17 protein-coding genes and 1 pseudogene are annotated in these 18,572 nt (G+C 44.5%); 8 read left to right on the forward strand and 10 right to left on the reverse strand.

The genetic code is table 11. From position 1 onward, the window contains the following. Positions 1-109: 109 nt before the first annotated feature. Together R7P80_RS06485 and R7P80_RS06490 are read right to left on the reverse strand one after the other, a co-directional pair. On the reverse strand, positions 110-1,390 hold the full coding sequence (locus R7P80_RS06485; RefSeq protein WP_225491537.1) for an HlyC/CorC family transporter: 1,281 nt from the start codon (positions 1,388-1,390) through the stop codon (positions 110-112). Positions 1,391-1,514: 124 nt separating this feature from the next. Further along, positions 1,515-2,309 carry an inner membrane protein YpjD gene (locus R7P80_RS06490; RefSeq protein WP_005379950.1) on the reverse strand — a complete coding sequence of 265 codons (795 nt, stop codon included), beginning with the start codon at positions 2,307-2,309 and terminating at the stop codon, positions 1,515-1,517. 224 nt (positions 2,310-2,533) lie between these two features. Here R7P80_RS06490 and ffh point away from each other — a divergent pair, with 224 nt between their 5' ends. The 5 genes from ffh (at position 2,534) to rplS (ending at position 6,136) form a co-directional block, all read left to right on the forward strand. Further along, on the forward strand, positions 2,534-3,916 hold the full coding sequence (ffh, locus tag R7P80_RS06495) for a signal recognition particle protein (protein ID WP_005385423.1): 1,383 nt from the start codon (positions 2,534-2,536) through the stop codon (positions 3,914-3,916). 209 nt (positions 3,917-4,125) lie between these two features. After that, the gene (rpsP, locus tag R7P80_RS06500; RefSeq protein ID WP_005379962.1) at positions 4,126-4,374 is read left to right on the forward strand and encodes a 30S ribosomal protein S16; all 249 of its coding nucleotides are present in this window, start codon (positions 4,126-4,128) and stop codon (positions 4,372-4,374) included. Between the two features lie 29 nt (positions 4,375-4,403). Then, positions 4,404-4,952, forward strand: a complete 549-nt coding sequence (gene rimM / locus R7P80_RS06505) for a ribosome maturation factor RimM (protein ID WP_005379964.1) — start codon at positions 4,404-4,406, stop codon at positions 4,950-4,952. A gap of 27 nt (positions 4,953-4,979) precedes the next feature. Beyond that, positions 4,980-5,741 carry a tRNA (guanosine(37)-N1)-methyltransferase TrmD gene (gene trmD / locus R7P80_RS06510; RefSeq protein WP_005385420.1) on the forward strand — a complete coding sequence of 254 codons (762 nt, stop codon included), beginning with the start codon at positions 4,980-4,982 and terminating at the stop codon, positions 5,739-5,741. Positions 5,742-5,782: 41 nt separating this feature from the next. Next, a complete protein-coding gene (rplS, locus tag R7P80_RS06515) occupies positions 5,783-6,136 on the forward strand; it encodes a 50S ribosomal protein L19 (protein WP_005379971.1) in 354 nt (117 codons plus the stop codon). Positions 6,137-6,789: 653 nt separating this feature from the next. Here rplS and yacG read toward each other — a convergent pair. The 8 genes and pseudogenes from yacG to nadC all read right to left on the reverse strand — a co-directional run bounded on the left by yacG (position 6,790) and on the right by nadC (position 14,026). Next, positions 6,790-6,984, reverse strand: coding sequence for a DNA gyrase inhibitor YacG (gene yacG, locus R7P80_RS06520; RefSeq protein WP_017635922.1), 195 nt, complete (start codon positions 6,982-6,984; stop codon positions 6,790-6,792). A gap of 158 nt (positions 6,985-7,142) precedes the next feature. Continuing rightward, positions 7,143-7,883 (reverse strand): cell division protein ZapD, encoded by a 741-nt coding sequence (zapD, locus tag R7P80_RS06525; RefSeq protein WP_005373086.1) that lies wholly within the window; start codon positions 7,881-7,883, stop codon positions 7,143-7,145. Between the two features lie 27 nt (positions 7,884-7,910). Further along, positions 7,911-8,525, reverse strand: coding sequence for a dephospho-CoA kinase (gene coaE, locus R7P80_RS06530; RefSeq protein ID WP_017635920.1), 615 nt, complete (start codon positions 8,523-8,525; stop codon positions 7,911-7,913). Further along, positions 8,526-9,395, reverse strand: a complete 870-nt coding sequence (locus tag R7P80_RS06535) for a prepilin peptidase (protein ID WP_025768182.1) — start codon at positions 9,393-9,395, stop codon at positions 8,526-8,528. A 64-nt stretch (positions 9,396-9,459) separates the two neighbouring features. Continuing rightward, positions 9,460-10,683 carry a type II secretion system F family protein gene (locus R7P80_RS06540; RefSeq protein WP_005379974.1) on the reverse strand — a complete coding sequence of 408 codons (1,224 nt, stop codon included), beginning with the start codon at positions 10,681-10,683 and terminating at the stop codon, positions 9,460-9,462. 23 nt (positions 10,684-10,706) lie between these two features. Further along, positions 10,707-12,391 (reverse strand): annotated as a pseudogene (gene pilB / locus R7P80_RS06545) (type IV-A pilus assembly ATPase PilB). After that, complete coding sequence (locus R7P80_RS06550; protein ID WP_005386619.1) at positions 12,391-12,876, reverse strand: pilin; 486 nt, start codon at positions 12,874-12,876, stop codon at positions 12,391-12,393. Before R7P80_RS06550 ends, pilB begins: the two are co-directional and overlap by 1 nt. 262 nt (positions 12,877-13,138) lie before the next feature. Next, complete coding sequence (nadC, locus tag R7P80_RS06555; RefSeq protein ID WP_054700461.1) at positions 13,139-14,026, reverse strand: carboxylating nicotinate-nucleotide diphosphorylase; 888 nt, start codon at positions 14,024-14,026, stop codon at positions 13,139-13,141. Between the two features lie 92 nt (positions 14,027-14,118). Between nadC and ampD the strand changes: the two genes are divergently transcribed. From ampD to aceE, 3 genes are all read left to right on the forward strand, one after another. Next, the gene (gene ampD, locus R7P80_RS06560; RefSeq protein ID WP_167415436.1) at positions 14,119-14,670 is read left to right on the forward strand and encodes a 1,6-anhydro-N-acetylmuramyl-L-alanine amidase AmpD; all 552 of its coding nucleotides are present in this window, start codon (positions 14,119-14,121) and stop codon (positions 14,668-14,670) included. 405 nt (positions 14,671-15,075) lie between these two features. Further along, positions 15,076-15,843 carry a pyruvate dehydrogenase complex transcriptional repressor PdhR gene (pdhR, locus tag R7P80_RS06565; RefSeq protein ID WP_005379989.1) on the forward strand — a complete coding sequence of 256 codons (768 nt, stop codon included), beginning with the start codon at positions 15,076-15,078 and terminating at the stop codon, positions 15,841-15,843. A 48-nt stretch (positions 15,844-15,891) separates the two neighbouring features. Beyond that, positions 15,892-18,555: a pyruvate dehydrogenase (acetyl-transferring), homodimeric type gene (gene aceE, locus R7P80_RS06570; protein WP_005386612.1), complete on the forward strand. Its 2,664-nt coding sequence runs from the start codon at positions 15,892-15,894 to the stop codon at positions 18,553-18,555. Positions 18,556-18,572 lie beyond the last annotated feature (17 nt).

The raw sequence follows: 18,572 nt of genomic DNA on the forward strand, positions 1-18,572 counted from the left end.
CGTAGATATCTATAATCAAATGAGGCCTCATACGGCTTTAAAATACAAAACGCCCGATGAAGTACATCGAGCGTTTTGGTTAAAAAGTGTCAACCCATATCAGGACGGGTCATTTGGATGTCGATTTTTTCTTCTTCGGATAAACACGAACGAGCTTGATTCGGTTCTCTTTAATCTCAACAAGTTCCATTGGGTGACCCGCTACTCTCACGCTTAAATGGCTCTCTGGAATATCTTCCAGGTGCTCCAAAATAAGACCGTTTAACGTTCTTGGGCCATCCGTTGGTAAATCCCATTTCAGGCCTTTGTTGATATCTCGGATATTGGTGCTGCCTTCAATAAGAAAGCTTCCGTCACCTTGAGGACTGATTTCATCAGAGAGGCTTGGAGAAATGGACGTCGTGAACTCACCAATGATCTCTTCCAGAATATCTTCAAGAGTGATTAGACCGATGATATCACCGTACTCATCCACGATCAGACCGATACGTTGCTTGTTACGTTGGAATTTTAACATTTGCACGTTCAGTGGTGTGCCTTCTGGGATGTAATAGACCTCATCAGCAGCACGTAATAGCGTTTCTTTGTTGAATTCGTTCTTTTCCAACATCAGACGATAAGCTTCACGCAAGCGCAGCATGCCAACCACTTCATCAATTTGGTCACGATAGAAAACTATGCGTCCATGTGGTGAGTGTGTTAGCTGGCGAACAATGGATTTCCAGTCGTCGTTAATATCAATACCGGTAATTTCATTGCGTGGGACCATAATGTCGTTCACGGTGACGTGCTCAAGATCTAAAATAGACACTAGCATGTCTTGGTGTCGGCGAGGGATCAAACCGCCAGCTTCATTTACCACCGTACGCAGCTCATCGGAGCTAAGATGATCTTCTGCTGAGTGATCCGCTCTTACACCAAGTAAGCGGATAAAGCCATTCGTAATAAAGTTAACAAGCATCACTAAAGGCGACAGTAACTTCATCAGTATGGTCAATAATATACTGCTCGCGTAGGACACACGTTCAGGGTAAAGCGCTGCAATTGTTTTAGGGGTAACCTCGGCAAAAACCAATACAACCATAGTTAGTGCACCGGTTGCGATAGCGACACCTAAATCACCATACAAACGCATACCAATAATGGTCGCGATCGCGGACGCGAGAATATTAACGAGGTTGTTGCCAATAAGAATAAGACCAATCAAACGATCTGGACGGTCTAATAGTCTTTCGACTCGCTTAGCACCCTTATGCCCGTTTTTGGCTAAGTGTTTTAAGCGATAACGATTCAGAGACATCATCCCTGTTTCTGAACCGGAAAAGTAACCTGATATGACGATAAGACACGCGAGTAGCGCAAACAAGATACCCGTAGAGATGTCGTCCAAAACGTTGCTGTTCCTTGTAAGTATTGGGTTATATAACGGTTGAGTAAGTCCGTTAAGTCAAAGAGTTAAGGCGTACTGTATTTTATCTAGCCTAAAATATAAAGGATAGGAGCCCTAGAGCTCCTTAATTCAAGATGATTTCTTTTACAAAGCGACTGCCAAAATATGCCAGAGTTAACAGTGTTGCTCCTGCAACAGCGAACCATGTGACTTTTCTACCACGCCAGCCTTTTTGATAGTGACCCCAAAGCAGTATTGAGTACACCACCCAAGCGATGAAAGAAAGAATGCCCTTATGTGCCTTACCTTGGGCAAACATATCCTGCACAAAGACAAAGCCAGTAATGAGCGTGGCAGTTAACAATAAGTTACCGATCAAAATAATTTTGAAGAGTTGACGCTCCACCATTAATAGAGGCGGCAGGTTTGGGTTAATCGCCAAAGATTTTTTTGCTTTCAGTTTGTGATCCAGCCAAGCCAACTGAAGCGCATAGAGTGCCCCGATAGTTAAAGTCGCGTATGAGAAGAGCGCAAATGAAATATGAATGAGTAGCTTAGGGTCATTCTCTAGGTGCTTTATAAACGTGCTTGGCAAAAATGTGGCAGCAGATAAATTGATGGCAGCAAAGCTATAAACGACAGGCAATAAAAACCACAGTCGGTTTTTCAACATAGCAAGGCTCATGACCAGAGAAATAATAAAACTGATCAAAGAAGCCACGTTGAGAATACTCAGGTTTTGACCTGAACCATCAAAAATCAGATCACTCAAAATCCACGCATGAAAAACAAGCGCACAGGCAGCACTAGCAAACACTGTTTTTGCTTTGATTCCTGACTGTTGTGAGAGTCCGGGTATGATGGTCGCAATCGCCAAGACATAAAGTATGGCGGCCGCGATGGCTATTAAGCTATCCATGAATCCTAAATATTATTGTGCACGATGGAGAAATTATACCTTGCATTACACTTTGGGGCTACGTTATATCCGACATCAATCGTGAGAGATGAGATATTGAAATTAATAAGTTACCGCACCATATATAAATAGAGACAAGAATAGGACAGCGGTACGGGTATGACTCAGACCTTGGCTAATGTATACTCACACTAATTAATCGCCATTTTAGCGAAGAGACAAAGATGTTTGAGAATTTAACGGATCGATTATCCAAAACGCTGAAAAATATCAGTGGTAAAGGTCGTCTGACCGAAGACAACATTAAAGAAACCCTACGTGAAGTCCGAATGGCTCTACTTGAAGCTGACGTTGCGCTTCCGGTCGTTCGTGAATTTGTGAACCGCGTTAAAGAAAAAGCGGTGGGCGTAGAAGTTTCTAAATCTCTGACTCCAGGTCAGGAATTTATCAAGATCGTTCAAACAGAACTTGAAGCCGTAATGGGTGAGTCGAATGAGGCGCTAAACCTTGCTGCTCAACCACCTGCTGTGCTTCTTATGGCTGGTCTACAAGGTGCGGGTAAAACCACATCGGTAGGTAAGTTATCTAAGCTTCTAAAAGAACGTGACAAGAAGAAAGTCTTGGTTGTGTCTGCCGACGTTTACCGTCCTGCGGCAATCAAGCAGCTTGAAACACTGGCATCAGACATCGGTGTTGACTTCTTCCCATCATCACCAGACCAAAAGCCTATTGATATCGCCAATGCAGCGATTGACCATGCGAAGAAAAAATTCTACGACGTATTGATTGTCGATACCGCAGGTCGTTTGGCAATTGATGAAGAGATGATGGGGGAGATCAAAGATCTTCACGCAGCTATCAACCCAGTAGAAACGCTATTTGTTGTTGACGCCATGACGGGTCAAGACGCAGCAAATACAGCAAAAGCCTTTGGCGATGCGCTACCTCTTACCGGTGTAGTTCTAACTAAGGTTGATGGTGATGCTCGTGGTGGTGCGGCACTTTCAGTACGCCATGTCACGGGCAAGCCAATCAAATTCTTGGGTGTCGGTGAAAAAACTGACGCGCTAGAACCGTTCCACCCAGATCGTGTTGCTTCACGTATTCTTGGCATGGGTGACGTTCTGTCTTTGATTGAAGACCTACAACGCAACGTTGACCAAGAAAAGGCAGAAAAGTTAGCGAAGAAGTTCAAAGAGAAGAAAGGTTTCGACCTTGAAGATTTCCGTGAACAGCTAGGCCAGATGCAAAACATGGGCGGCATGATGGGGATGATGGATAAGCTTCCAGGAATGTCCCAGCTACCAGACAATGTGAAAGATAAAGTCGATGACAAGATGTTCAAACAGATGGAAGCGATCATCAGCTCCATGACAATGAAAGAACGTCAACGCCCAGAAATTATCAAGGGCTCGCGCAAGAAGCGTATCGCGGCTGGTTCTGGTGTGCAGGTTCAAGATGTAAACCGCTTACTAAAACAGTTCACCCAAATGCAGAAAATGATGAAAAAGATGCAAAAAGGTGGCATGAAAGGCATGATGCGCAACATGCAAGGCATGATGGGCGGCATGGGTGGTGGCGGTGGCTTCAACCCATTTGGTCGTTAATTAATCGATCACGCATAGATTCAGGGTGTTAGGTACGTCACAAACTTTAAATTCAATTTATGTTGGTGAAAAAGTAACTAAACTCCTTGCATTGCTCCGGGAGAAGAGTAAAATTCCGGAGCTTTATTTTGGCACGAGACCCCAAACTGTTTAATTTCTTGAATGGTTTTTGGGGTTAATTTTATTTTTGAGAAAGCAAAGAGGACGACATGGTAACCATTCGTTTGGCACGTCACGGCGCTAAAAAGCGTCCATTTTATCAAATCGTAGTAGCGGACAGCCGCAACGCTGCAACTGGCCGTTTCATCGAGAAAGTTGGTTTCTTCAACCCAACTGCTAAAGGTCAAGAAGAAGGTCTACGTCTAGACCTAGACCGCGTTAACCACTGGGTTGGTCAAGGCGCGTCAGTATCTGACCGTGTTGCTAAGCTAGTTAAAGACGCTCAAAAAGCGGCTTAATTTTTTACTTGAAAAGTAGAAACTAGTTTATGTCGATGAAAGGTAAAGAAACAATGAGCAACGAAAAGATTGTTGTAGGCAAGTTTGGTGCTACTTACGGCATTCGTGGTTGGCTTAAGGTTTTTTCCTACACAGACAATGCTGAAAGCATTTTCGATTACAGCCCTTGGTACATTAACCAAAAGGGCAAGTGGGTTGAGTACAAAGTAGAAAGCTGGAAGCGTCATAACAAAGGTATGGTGGCTAAGCTGGAAGGCATGGATGTTCGTGAAGACGCGCATCTAATGACGAACTTTGAAATTGCTATTGACCCTGCGGTACTTCCTGAATTGTCAGAAGATGAGTTCTACTGGCGCGAATTGTTTGGGATGCAAGTTGTAACTACTAAAGGTTACGATCTAGGTGTCGTTACTGACATGCTAGAAACTGGCTCAAACGATGTTCTGGTTGTTAAAGCAAATCTTAAAGATGCTTTCGGGCAGAAGGAACGATTAATCCCGTTCCTTGAAGAGCAAGTGATCATTAATGTTGATCGCGAAGCTCAACGGATCGAAGTTGACTGGGATCCTGGATTCTAATCTCCAAAATTACAGAGCGAGATAAACATGTGGGTTGGCGTTATTAGCCTTTTTCCAGAAATGTTCCGTTCTGTTACTGATTTTGGAGTAACAGGTCAAGCGGTTAAAAAAGGTCTTTTGTCGATTGAGACTTGGAATCCTAGAGATTTCACTCACGACAAACATCGCACAGTCGATGACCGACCTTACGGTGGTGGCCCTGGTATGTTAATGATGGTTCAGCCTTTGCGCGATGCCATTCATACCGCGAAAGCAGCCTCACCGGGCAAGACGAAAGTCATCTACCTTTCTCCTCAAGGTCGCAAGCTCGACCAGAAAGGAGTGGAAGAACTGGCAACGAATGAGAACTTGCTTCTGATTTGTGGTCGTTATGAAGGGGTAGATGAGCGCATCATTCAATCTGAAGTCGACGAAGAATGGTCGATTGGTGATTTTGTGATGACGGGTGGTGAGATACCAGCCATGACGTTAATCGACTCTGTCTCTCGGTTTGTTCCGGGTGTACTAGGGGATTTCGCGTCAGCAGAAGAAGACTCTTTTGCAAATGGCTTGTTAGATTGCCCTCACTATACGCGTCCAGAAGTATTGGATGACAAAGAGGTACCAGCGGTACTGATGTCAGGCAATCACAAGGACATTCGTCAATGGCGACTCAAGCAGTCGTTGGGCCGTACTTGGCTAAGAAGACCAGAGCTCCTGGAAAACCTAGCTCTGACTGACGAACAGGAACAATTACTTGCTGAGTTTGTTAATGAGCATAAAGCCATTAAAGAACATAACGCAAAGTAACCTAATTTATTTAGTATCAGTTTATTCTAGGAATTTAAAAAATGAGTAACATCATCAAAGCTCTTGAAGAAGAGCAAATGAAATCAGACCTACCTAAATTTGCACCAGGTGACACTGTTGTAGTTCAAGTTAAGGTAAAAGAAGGTGACCGTGAGCGTCTACAGGCTTTCGAAGGCGTTGTAATCGCAATCCGTAACCGTGGTCTACACTCTGCTTTCACTGTACGTAAGATCTCTAACGGTGAAGGTGTTGAGCGTACGTTCCAAACACACTCTCCAATCGTTGATAGCATCGAAGTTAAACGCCGTGGTGCAGTACGTCGTGCCAAGTTGTACTACCTACGTGAGCGTTCTGGTAAGTCTGCTCGTATCAAAGAGAAACTTGCTAAGAAGTAATGCTATAACTAGCGTTCTCATCTTAAACGGAGTCCTTTTAGGGCTCCGTTTTTTATTTGTGTAATTAGCTTGCTCGTTTCTTTTCACCCGACCTGAACTGTCGATGCTCATGCACTGATGTACACTCCACGCCTCTGCCTTGCTGTGAATAGATTCCTGATGTCGCTATGGCTCCTCGGAATGACGGGAAATGATGGCCAAAGATTACAGGGTACCGCGGTTAAAATTCGTCATTTTGAATAGCGACGGAGGACCGTGATTCAGAATCTACTAGTCGAGCATGCAAGTGTTTACGTTGTTAGCTTCATCCTTGCTATGAGTAGATTCCTGATGCCGTTATGGCTCCTCGGAATGACAGGAAATGATGGTCAAAGATTATAGAGTACCGTGGTTAAAATTCGTCATTCTGGACAGCGACGAAGGAGCGTGATTCAGAATCTACTAGTCGAGCATGCAAGTGTTTAAGTTGTTAGCTTCATCCTTACTGTGAGTAGATTCCTGATGTCGCTATGGCTACTCGGAATGACGGAAAATGATGGTCAAAGATTATATAGCACCGAGGTTCAAATTCGTCATTCTGGACAGCGACGACGGAGCGTGATTCAGGTTCCCCAAGAAGGAACCTAGGGTATTCCTTTACCCTAGGTCTCAATTTAATACTGGTCTTCAGACCAGCCATCACTATCGGACATATCGGGTGCGCCTGGGATGGTGTTTTCTTCATCTGCCCATTCACCAAAATCAATCATTTGGCATTGTTTACTGCAGAAAGGGCGATGAGGACTTTGTTCTCCCCATTCTACGTCGGCGCCACATTGTGGACATTGAACGATGGTAACTTTAGACATAGTTGAGCGTCCCATTACTAATTGGTGTTAAAGGGTAGTATACCTAAACGAATTAAAGATGGCTTATTCAACGCGCTATTGCTGCTACGAAATTTTATCAAATATAAGCGCAATAAAGCGTTGAATTTTAGATTATGGAGGCGAGGCTAAGTGTCGTCTTAGCTGCACACAGCAAGTTCAAATTCAATATCTTGTGTGCACGCTTGACCGTTTTCAAACGACATGAACTTGATCGCAAAGCGGTTTTTATGGCCTGAAATCATAGGATACACGCCATATTCCATTGGGATGTGAAGTCTTAGAATGTTGGCTTCATCAGCGTCACTTTGGAAGAAACCTGCACGACCGATTTGAGCTTTGAAATGTCCGGTCTCTCTAGTGAGCTTTAACCATAACGAAAGCGCATCAGATAAGGGCTTTAAGCTTGCTTGCCACTGTTGTGCATCACGCTTTTTACGTTCAATAGGTAGATGAAGCCAGTAGTGTAATGCTGGCAGATCAAAACAGCATGAACCACCCGGTAGATTAAAGCGTTGACGGATAGAGCTTAGGAAGCGATCTTCTTTTAGTGCTTGACCAAAACGTTCTGCACCCATCAGTTGGCTATGAACGACATCTATCTCTTGTAGTAGGGTATTTAATGCGTCTTGATCGACGCCATCAACATTTAGCCAATGGCGGTACGACAGCCGTTGCTTCTCAAGATCTTTAGCCAGTTCACTTTTCAACTGGATCTGTTCGAAGATCTCAACCATATCGAATAACGCACGGAAAAACAGTTGATACTGATGATTTTCGCTAAACCCAGAGGCCAAGTGAGCCTGACGCAGCAGAGACTCCACTCTTAGATAAATACGAGTTTTCTCATTTAACGGATGTTCAAATTTGTGCGTGGTCATCGACATAAGCCTTTGTGAGTTTCGTTCCTATTTTCGCAGATTTTTCTTACACATGGCTAGGTACTTTTCGTGCAAATCTGTGATTTGAAGCAAAAGATCAGGGTCACTTGGATTATTCTTAACCACATCGTCTGCAAGCGCGAGCCTTTGCTCTCTTGATGCTTGAGAGGCAAGGATGGCGCGAACTTGATCTTCACTCACATTGTCTCGTTTCATCGTGCGAGATATCTGTGTATTCGGTTCTACATCGACGACAAGAACGCGATCACACAAACTATCTAGCTTGTTTTCTACGAGCAACGGCACCACAAGTAACGCATACTCTGAAGTGACTTGCTGCAAATCTTCGATCATCTTTTCACGAATTATCGGGTGCAACAGTGCGTTGAGCCATGCTTTTTCATCTGAATTCGAAAAGATTTTTTCTCTCAGCTTTGCGCGATCTAAAGTTTGGTCTTCACGAACGATATCGTGACCAAAGTGTTCAATAATCGCGTTTAGGCCGGGAGTACCTGGTTCGACAACTTCTCTTGCTACAATGTCGGCATCAACGATATCGATTTTAAATTGTTGTTTGAACAGATTCGCGACGGTTGTTTTTCCACTAGCGATACCACCTGTTAAACCAATAACCAAAGCCATTTACACTCCTAGAACTGAAGTAAAGTACCAGTTTAAAATCTGCTCGCCCCAAATTAAGCTTATCCAACCAGCAATTGCTAAGTAAGGACCGAAAGGGAAAGCTTTTTCAATTCCCTGCTTTTGCAAGCGTAGTTGAATGATGCCAAATACGATGCCAACCACAGAAGAAAGTAGAATGATCATCGGCAGTGACTGCCAGCCCAGCCAAGCCCCTAGTGCTGCTAGTAGTTTAAAATCACCATATCCCATTCCTTCTTTACCAGTAAGTAGCTTAAAGCCCCAGTAAACGGACCAGAGACATAGGTAACCAGCAATAGCACCAATGACAGAATCTTGTAGAGTAACAGGACTTATTTCGACTAATGCTAAGGCAATGCCAGCCCAAGTTAATGGTAATGTTAATTGGTCAGGTAACAACATAGTATCGAGATCGATAAATGTTGCAGCGATTAAGATAAAAGTGAAAAAGAGTAGTGCAACGGTAAAGTAACTAAAACCAAAGTGGTAAGCGACAAAGCCTGAGCAGAATGCAGTGAGCAGTTCAATCAGTGGATAGCGTGTGCTAATGGTTGTCTGACAGTTGTGACATTTGCCTTTTAAAAGCAGCCAGCTAATCACAGGAATGTTGTCGCGAATACGTATCGGTGTTGCGCATTTCTGGCAGGAGGAGCGTGGGACGCTCAAGGTCAGCACTTCTTTAGGAGGTTCTATTTTGTATTCAGGAAATGACTCGGCACATTCGCGTCGCCATTCTAGTTCCATGATTTTAGGTAGTCGATAAATAACCACATTGAGGAAGCTACCCACGATAAGACCGAAGATGGTGGCAAACACAACGAATAGCCAAGGGTAGTACTGGAATACTTCCATATTTGTCTCTTGAGCGATGAGTGAAATCAGCAAGATGCTGTTTTAAAGGAGTTAACAGCTCATTCTAGCCCAATACACTCATTAAGTTAAAGATTGGCAAGTACATTGCTGTCACTAATCCGCCAACAACGATACCTAAAAAAACGATAATTAGTGGCTCTAGAATTTTACTAAGGTTGTCGACGGTGTTGTCGACTTCAAACTCGTAGATTGTTGCAACTTTATTGAGCATATCGTCAAGTCGACCAGACTCTTCACCGATCATAACCATTTGTAACACCAATTCAGGGAACACATTACAGTTGCGCATGGCTACATACATTGGCATACCTGCGGCGGTATCACGGTAAACTTCTTCTATGGCGAGTTGATAGTGCAAGTTTCCTGATGTTTTTGATGTAGTTTTTAAACTGGTTAGAATTGGAATGCCCGCTGTAAAGCTTGTGGCGAGTGTTCGACTAAATTTGGCGATCGCTGCTTTTGATAATACAGGCCCAAGGACAGGAAATTTAAGCACAGATCGATTGAGCGTTAAGCGAAAAGAATCTGAACGCTTAGAGAGGATTCTCGCCGAGATGAATAAACTAATGGAGCCTAGTGCGATAAACGGACTCCAGTTTTGTGTCCAGGCGGAAAGATCTAATACTTGCCTCGTAAACCAAGGTAAGTCAGCACCAAAACCAACAAACATTTTTTCAAACTCGGGAATGACTTTGGTGAGCATGATAAACGACACGCCTAACGCGACGAGCACTACCATCGCTGGGTAAATCAGTGCTTTGATCACTTTCGCACGGAGTTGTTCATTTTTTTCTCGGTAGGTGGCTAAGCGCTCGAACACTTCTGCTAAGTTACCGGATTGCTCACCTGTGGCGATAAGATCGGTATAGAGTGGGTCAAAGTGTTCACTTGCAGTGCGCATGGCTTTTGACATGGGCGTCCCCGCTTCAACGGCGCGTGTCACGCTCATCAAAATGGATTTCATCTCTGCTTTTTTGTGATTTTCTGAGACCAATTTTAAAGCCTGAACTAAGGGCACACCGGTTATCAACATCGTCGAAATCTGACGGGTAAACACCGTGATGTCTCTGGCTTTCACGCGATGGCTGAGTTTAGTGAGAAACGAAATACTGCTTTTCTTTAACTTCTTGATCTTGATGTGCTGTGCGTCTAGACGCTCGCGTACTTCAATTTCTGTCATCGCGAGAGTTTGTCCAGACGTCTTTTTGCCTGAACTGTTGATGCCTTTCCAGCGGAAGTTTTTAAGTTGTGGTGTAGTGGTTTTCATAGAGGTGACTGCTGATTAAAGGATTAAAAATAAAGTACGCGCTGTAGTTCACTAAAACTTGTGATCCCTTGTTTGAGTTTTTCTATGCCCGACATTTGTAACGTGCTCATACCATTTGCGATGGCGAGTTTTTCTAGTTCATGTACCGACGCGCCTTTAATAAGCGCTTCGGAAAGAAATTCATCAAAGCGCATCACTTCATAAATCCCCGTTCGGCCAGAATAACCATGGGTACACTCATTGCATCCATCGGGATTGGCTTTAAAAATGTTGTCGCTTGCTTGAATTCCGAGATGTTGTAGCTGAACGGTAAGCTCTTGTGATTGTTTGCAGTGCGAGCACAGTTTACGGGCTAAGCGCTGGGCAATAATCAAACTAAGAGATGAGGCCAAGTTAAAGCTTTCTACGCCCATGTTTGATAAACGAATAACCGTTTCAGCCGCAGAATTGGTATGCAAGGTTGAAAGTACTAAGTGACCGGTTTGCGATGCTTTTATGGCGATTTCCGCAGTGTCTAAGTCACGAATCTCACCGACCATGACCACATCGGGGTCTTGACGAAGAAAAGAGCGCAGGGCTTCGGCAAAACCAAAACCAATCTTAGGCTGAACTTGAACTTGGTTAATGCCCGATAAGTTAATTTCTACTGGGTCTTCTGCCGTGGAAATGTTGATTTCTGGTTTATTGAGAATACTCAGCCCAGTGTACAGAGAAACGGTTTTCCCGCTCCCAGTTGGGCCTGTCATCAGAATCATGCCTTGTGGGCGACGCAGCGCATCCAAGTACAATTGTTTTTGTTGTTCGCTATAACCAAGCTTGTCGATATCCAGTGACGCAGAGCTGCTGTCGAGCAGTCGTAATACAATTTTCTCTCCGAATAGAGTCGGTAGTGTGGATACACGCATATCAATCGCGGTGTCTTGATTCAACTTGAGCTTTATACGCCCATCTTGTGGTAAACGTCGCTCTGCAATATCAAGCTTAGAGAGGATTTTGATACGAGCGGATAAGCGGCGACTTAAGTGGCTTGGTGGCTGCTGTGTTTCAATTAAGATGCCATCACAGCGTAAGCGAACGCGGTACATCTTTTCATAAGGCTCAAAGTGGATATCGGATGCGCCTTTGCGCACAGCGTCCAGCAGAATTTGGTTTATGTAACGGCTGACGGGTGACTCGTCTTGGCTCAAGTCTTCAATGTTGTCGATTCATCTGCGCCCACATCAACCAGGTTGGCTAACTCTTCTTGGTTGATCTCTTTTAACCCAGACTTTTCCTGCCCAAGTGCGCGGCCATATAAGCGCCGAATCGCAGCGGTCAGCTCGCGAAAATCAGCGAGAACAAGTTCTACTTGCAACCCTGTCGCAAAGCGGAAGTCATCTTCTGCTTGTTGGTTCGTGGGGTCGGCAACCGCTAATAATAACGTTGAAGGCGTACGTTGGAGTGGGAGTGCGTTATGCCGAGTGATTAATTCACGTAGACCGAGTTGTTGACAAAGCGAAGCGTACTCGTACTGAGATAACTCGGGCTGATTTAAACCAAAGAGAGAGCTTAAGTGCTCAGCGAGTTCGCTTGACGTGAATAACCCTGAACTGAGTAAAGCTTCTGGCATCGAAATGCCAGAAGCTTTGACTTGCTCAAGCAACGATTCTTCTTGGGAAAATGTTAGTAATCCGGCCTGGCGAAGAACCGTGGAGAGATTGGTTAGCATTAGCTCTTAGGACAGTAGTCATTGCTGCCAAGATCACAGGTAACCTCCCAAGTCACCCCTGACATAGTCAATTTTGGCGCTAGATTTATGGTCCCGTTCTTTTTCAGACCTGCTTTACCGTCAGTTGCATCTACTGTTGCGGTAACGGTTCCTGTGATGCTAGCTGCTGCTGACGAGGTAGCTGCAGCAGTTACTTTGACATCAGAGGTAACTGCAAAATGGTTTCCGGCACCTTTATCAAATTCTTGACTTGCGGGAACATTAGGCTGTCCGGCTCCGCAATCAGTGCCACCACTTAATAGGCAGACGCCTACACCCGCTTTCATCGCTGATGCAGCACTGAGCATTTCAGAAGCATGAGTTTTGTTGGTGTAATTTTGATATGCAGGCACGGCAAATGCGGCCAAAATACCAATAATCGCGACGACAATCATTAATTCAATCAAGGTAAAACCTTGCTGTTTTTTCTGTTTACTGTTTTTCATTTTTAACCCTTTCCTAAAAATTAATAATGCTCTTGCATTGGCGAAAGATTATGGAGAGTTAAGGTGGGTTGAAAATGGGGAAGGGATGGGCTCTCGAGTGAGATAAAATTCTTTGGTGAAAAATTGCATATCGCATGCAGAGTTTTGCGAGTAGTACTATTTTTTTAGTGGATAAAAAGAAAGGGCCAATTGGCCCTTTTAAATGATGAATTGCTCACAACTCACTGAGTTAGTTGAAGTAATTTAAGATTTGTTGCTTTTATTATTTGAAGCGCATCGAAAGATCCATCGCTTGTAGATGCTTAGTCAACGCGCCTACCGAAATGTAATCGACACCGGTTTCTGCGTATTCTGCGATGGTCTCTAGCGTAATGTTGCCGGAGTTCTCTAAAGCGGCACGACCTGCGTTAATCGCTACGGCTTCACGCATCATTTCTTTTGTGAAGTTATCGAGCATGATGATGTCGGCACCAGCCTCTATCGCTTGTTTCAACTCTTCTAAGCTTTCCGTTTCTACTTCTACCGGTTTGCCTGGGTTAAGCTCTTTCGCTTTTTGGATGGCTTGAGTGATGCCACCACAAGCAATAATGTGATTTTCTTTAATAAGGTAAGCGTCGAACACACCGATGCGATGGTTAAAGCCACCACCGCAGGTCACGGCGTATTTTAGTGCGCTACGCAGACCAGGAATGGTTTTGCGTGTGTCTAGTAGACGGCACTCAGTATGCGCGATTTTTTCAGCGTACTCTGCGGTAACTGTTGCGCAGCCAGACAGCGTTTGGATGAAATTCATTGCGTTACGCTCACCAGTCAACAGGTCACGAGCAGGGCCTGTCAGCGTGCAAAGGGTTTGGTTAGGTTTGACTTTATCGCCGTCCTTTACGTGCCATTCAATGCTGACCTTGCCACCGAGCTGTTTAAAAACTTCATCAGCCCATGCTTGACCACAGAACACACCATGCTCACGAGTAATAATCGTTGCGGTATTAACCGCATCGGCAGGGATCAAAGATGCAGTAATGTCGTTATCTGCGTCGACACTGCCACCTAGATCTTCTTTTAAGGTATCAGCGACAGAGCGAGTGATCTCTAAAGGGAGTTGTTGTTTAAGGTATTCTAGGCGTTCTTGAATGTTGTGTGTGTTCTTCATCGCAAATCTTGTCTTGAAAGGGAGATGGCAACGAATGATACTCTCCGGTGTCAATAATTTCAGCAGTTAATTTGCAAAGTAGAGAGGTTGATATGCGCCCAATTATCGAGAATGGCTGGCTGACACAGGCAAAGCATGTTCCGTCACCATTTTTTGATGCTCGCTCTGATACAAACGACATCTCTCTGCTGGTGGTACACAACATCAGTTTGCCTCCTGGGCAGTTTGGTGGACCGTATATTGAGGACTTCTTCACTGGCAAGCTAGACCCAAATGCACATCCATTTTTTGAAGTTATTCACAAAATGGGCGTTTCTGCACATTGCTTGATTAAAAGAAACGGCGAGGTTGTTCAATTTGTTTCTTTTCTCGATAGAGCATGGCATGCCGGTCAATCCAGTTTCGCGGGCAGGGAGCGTTGTAATGACTATTCCATTGGTATCGAGCTTGAAGGGACAGAATTTACTGCCTACACAGAAGCGCAATATCAATCACTTGCAGAGATCACTGAGGTGATTATGCAGTCTTATCCTCAAATCACCCCGCCACGAATTACCGGTCATCAATATATTGCGCCCTTGAGAAAAAGCGATCCTGGTCTAAGCTTTGATTGGGTGAAATATAGACTGCTTATACAGCGTTGATTTGTAGCGAAAGTGTAAATTCAAAAAAGCGAAATAAATAAGGCATACGATCAGGTATGCCTTTTTTTGATACCAGAAATATTAATGATTGTTAAAAGTTAACTACATTTTTACGCTCGCACATGCCGTTTTGGTGAATAAATAGACTGATAATTTTGTCATTTTCTGTATTTCTTTTCCAAAACTGCTAGCACGTCGACTTCCCATTTGTATGCTTTATGTAATTGGTCATACCAATTCTATTGCTGTTTTAACAGTCGATTGTTATCAGAGTGTTGGAAGTAAGCTCGTTCTATGATTTAGGTCAATTTTCGGCTGGACAGTGGCGTTTTAATTATGTTAATTTCTGCACCAACTTAAAATTGGTATTACCAATTACCTGCAAGAGTAGAAGAACAATAAATTATGGCTTATCAAAGGATTCGTCAGCCAAAACTCTCTGATGTTATAGAACAAGAGTTAGAAAGGTTGATAGTGGAAGGAACATTGTCTCCGGGGCAACAACTGCCTCCAGAGCGTGAACTGGCAAAACAGTTCGATGTGTCTCGTCCTTCAGTCCGAGAAGCCATTCAACGTTTGGAAGCGAAGCGTTTGTTGACTCGTCGCCAAGGTGGCGGAACATTCGTAAGTGAGAATATCTGGAAGAGCTTTTCAGATCCCTTGTTGAATTTGTTGTCTAGTCATTCTGAAACCCAGCTTGATGTGCTTGAGTCTCGTCATGCGATGGAAGGAATTTCAGCCTACTTTGCAGCTTTACGTGGTACCGAAGAAGATTTTGCGCGTATTCAAGGTTGCCTTGAGCGCATTAGTCAAGAGCAAGCAAACAACGATATCGAAGCTGAATCTGCGGAAGTAATGCAATTTTTGATCGCTTTGACAGAGGCCGCGCACAACGTGGTTTTGTTGCACATTGTTCGAAGCTTAGCACCTTTGCTTGAGCAAAATATTCTACAAAATTTTAAATTACTACGTCGCCGCCCAGAAGCGGTCGAGAAAGTCAGTAAACACCGAGCCAATATCGTGGATGCGATTGTTTCTGGTCAGCCTGAAAAGGCGCGAGAAATGTCCCACTCGCACTTGGCTTACATCGAAGAAACATTGTTGGATTTGACTCGAGAAGAGTCTCGACGAGAGCGTTCTCTACGTCGAATTCAGCAGGGTAATGACTCGTAAGAGCGTTACTTAAATAAGTAGATCCAACCAACAGAAGGATAGATCGCCATGTCTGATATGAAGCATGACGTAGATGCACTGGAAACTCAAGAATGGCTACAAGCGCTTGAGTCAGTTGTACGTGAAGAAGGTCTAGAGCGTGCTCAATTCCTATTAGAGCAAGTTCTAGATAAAGCACGTCTAGACGGTGTTGATATGCCAACAGGTATCACAACTAACTACATCAACACGATTCCTGCAGACCAAGAACCAGCATACCCAGGTGACACAACACTTGAGCGTCGTATTCGCTCAATTATTCGTTGGAACGCTATCATGATCGTTCTACGTGCATCTAAGAAAGACCTAGAGCTAGGCGGCCACATGGCGTCTTTCCAGTCTTCTGCTGCGTTCTACGAGACATGTTTCAACCACTTCTTCCGTGCACCAAACGAGAAGGATGGTGGCGACCTAGTTTACTACCAAGGTCACATTTCACCAGGTATCTACTCACGTGCATTCGTTGAAGGTCGTCTAACTGAAGAGCAGCTAGACAACTTCCGTCAAGAAGTAGACGGCAAAGGTATTCCTTCATACCCGCACCCTAAACTGATGCCTGAATTCTGGCAGTTCCCGACAGTATCGATGGGCCTAGGTCCAATCGCTTCTATCTACCAAGCTCGTTTCCTTAAGTACCTAGAAGGCCGTGGTCTTAAAGATACTTCAGAACAGCGCGTTTACGCGTTCCTAGGTGACGGTGAGATGGATGAGCCAGAATCACGTGGTGCTATCTCTTTCGCTGCGCGTGAGAAACTAGACAACCTATGCTTCCTAATCAACTGTAACCTACAGCGTCTAGATGGCCCTGTAATGGGTAACGGTAAGATCATTCAAGAACTTGAAGGTCTGTTCAAAGGTGCTGGTTGGAACGTAGTGAAGGTAATCTGGGGTAACAACTGGGATTCACTACTAGCTAAAGATACGACTGGTAAGCTTCTACAGCTTATGAATGAAACGATCGACGGCGACTACCAAACATTCAAATCAAAAGATGGCGCGTACGTACGTGAGCACTTCTTTGGTAAGTACCCAGAGACAGCTGCACTTGTTGCTGACATGACTGATGACGAAATCTTCGCACTTAAGCGTGGTGGTCACGAGTCTTCTAAGCTATACGCGGCATACAAAAACGCGGCAGAAACTAAAGGTCGTCCAACAGTAATCCTAGCTAAGACTGTTAAAGGTTACGGCATGGGTGAAGCGGCTGAAGGTAAGAACATCGCGCACCAAGTTAAGAAGATGGATATGACTCACGTACTACACCTACGTGATCGTCTAGGCCTTCAAGACATCCTAACTGACGAAGCAGTGAAAGAACTTCCGTACCTGAAACTTGAAGAAGGTTCAAAAGAGTACGAATACCTACACGCTCGTCGTAAAGCGCTACACGGCTACACGCCACAGCGTCTACCAAAATTCACTCAAGAATTCATCGTTCCTGAGCTAGAAGAATTCAAGCCACTACTAGAAGAACAGAAGCGTGATATCTCTTCTACTATGGCATTCGTACGTGCGCTAAACGTTCTACTTAAGAACAAGAACATTGGTAAGAACATCGTTCCTATCATTGCTGACGAAGCACGTACATTCGGTATGGAAGGTCTGTTCCGTCAAATCGGTATCTACAACCCGCACGGCCAAACTTACACACCAGAAGACCGTGGCGTTGTTTCTTACTACAAAGAAGCGACTTCAGGTCAGGTTCTACAAGAAGGTATCAACGAGCTAGGTGCTATGTCTTCATGGGTTGCTGCTGCGACTTCATACTCGACAAACGACCTACCAATGATCCCGTTCTACATCTACTACTCAATGTTCGGCTTCCAACGTGTTGGCGACATGGCGTGGATGGCTGGTGACCAACAAGCACGTGGTTTCCTACTAGGTGCAACTGCGGGTCGTACAACGTTGAACGGTGAAGGTCTACAGCACGAAGACGGCCACTCGCACATTTTGGCGGGTACGGTTCCTAACTGTATTTCTTACGACCCAACATTCGCGTACGAAGTAGCAGTAATCATGCAAGACGGTATCCGTCGCATGTACGGTCCAGAACAAGAAAACGTGTTCTACTACCTAACGCTAATGAACGAAAACTACGCAATGCCAGCAATGCCAGAAGGCGCTGAAGAAGGCATCCGTAAAGGTATCTACAAGCTAGAAACTTACACGGGCGACAAAGCGAAAGTTCAGCTAATGAGCTCTGGTACTATCATGAATGAAGTACGTAAAGCAGCTCAAATCCTAAGCGAAGATTACGGTGTTGCTTCTGATGTTTACTCTGTAACGTCATTCAACGAACTAACTCGCGATGGCCAAGATGCAGAGCGTTTCAACATGCTTCACCCAGAAGCGGAAGCGAAAGTACCTTACATCCAAACAGTAATGGGTACTGAACCTGCTATCGCAGCAACTGACTACATGAAGAACTACGCAGAGCAGGTTCGTGCATACATTCCTGCTGAGTCTTTCAAAGTTCTTGGTACTGATGGCTTCGGTCGTTCAGACAGCCGTGAAAACCTACGTCGTCACTTCGAAGTGAACGCAGGTTACGTAGTAGTAGCAGCGCTAACTGAACTAGCGAAACGTGGCGAAGTTGAGAAATCTGTAGTTGCAGAAGCAATTAAGAAATTCGACATCGACACAGAGAAAACAAACCCGCTATACGCTTAATTAAGAAGGTAGATAAG

This window comes from Vibrio sp. 2092 (genome assembly GCF_033339635.1).
GTDB lineage: Bacteria > Pseudomonadota > Gammaproteobacteria > Enterobacterales > Vibrionaceae > Vibrio > Vibrio alginolyticus.

Coding starts and splice junctions, on each gene's coding strand:
- R7P80_RS06490 (WP_005379950.1), bottom strand. CDS start 2,309: ATGGATAGCTTAATAGCCATCGCGGCCGCCATACTTTATGTCTTGGCG.
- ffh (WP_005385423.1), top strand. CDS start 2,534: ATGTTTGAGAATTTAACGGATCGATTATCCAAAACGCTGAAAAATATC.
- rpsP (WP_005379962.1), top strand. CDS start 4,126: ATGGTAACCATTCGTTTGGCACGTCACGGCGCTAAAAAGCGTCCATTT.
- rimM (WP_005379964.1), top strand. CDS start 4,404: ATGTCGATGAAAGGTAAAGAAACAATGAGCAACGAAAAGATTGTTGTA.
- trmD (WP_005385420.1), top strand. CDS start 4,980: ATGTGGGTTGGCGTTATTAGCCTTTTTCCAGAAATGTTCCGTTCTGTT.
- rplS (WP_005379971.1), top strand. CDS start 5,783: ATGAGTAACATCATCAAAGCTCTTGAAGAAGAGCAAATGAAATCAGAC.
- yacG (WP_017635922.1), bottom strand. CDS start 6,984: ATGTCTAAAGTTACCATCGTTCAATGTCCACAATGTGGCGCCGACGTA.
- zapD (WP_005373086.1), bottom strand. CDS start 7,883: ATGACCACGCACAAATTTGAACATCCGTTAAATGAGAAAACTCGTATT.
- coaE (WP_017635920.1), bottom strand. CDS start 8,525: ATGGCTTTGGTTATTGGTTTAACAGGTGGTATCGCTAGTGGAAAAACA.
- R7P80_RS06535 (WP_025768182.1), bottom strand. CDS start 9,395: ATGGAAGTATTCCAGTACTACCCTTGGCTATTCGTTGTGTTTGCCACC.
- R7P80_RS06540 (WP_005379974.1), bottom strand. CDS start 10,683: ATGAAAACCACTACACCACAACTTAAAAACTTCCGCTGGAAAGGCATC.
- R7P80_RS06550 (WP_005386619.1), bottom strand. CDS start 12,876: ATGAAAAACAGTAAACAGAAAAAACAGCAAGGTTTTACCTTGATTGAA.
- nadC (WP_054700461.1), bottom strand. CDS start 14,026: ATGAAGAACACACACAACATTCAAGAACGCCTAGAATACCTTAAACAA.
- ampD (WP_167415436.1), top strand. CDS start 14,119: ATGCGCCCAATTATCGAGAATGGCTGGCTGACACAGGCAAAGCATGTT.
- pdhR (WP_005379989.1), top strand. CDS start 15,076: ATGGCTTATCAAAGGATTCGTCAGCCAAAACTCTCTGATGTTATAGAA.
- aceE (WP_005386612.1), top strand. CDS start 15,892: ATGTCTGATATGAAGCATGACGTAGATGCACTGGAAACTCAAGAATGG.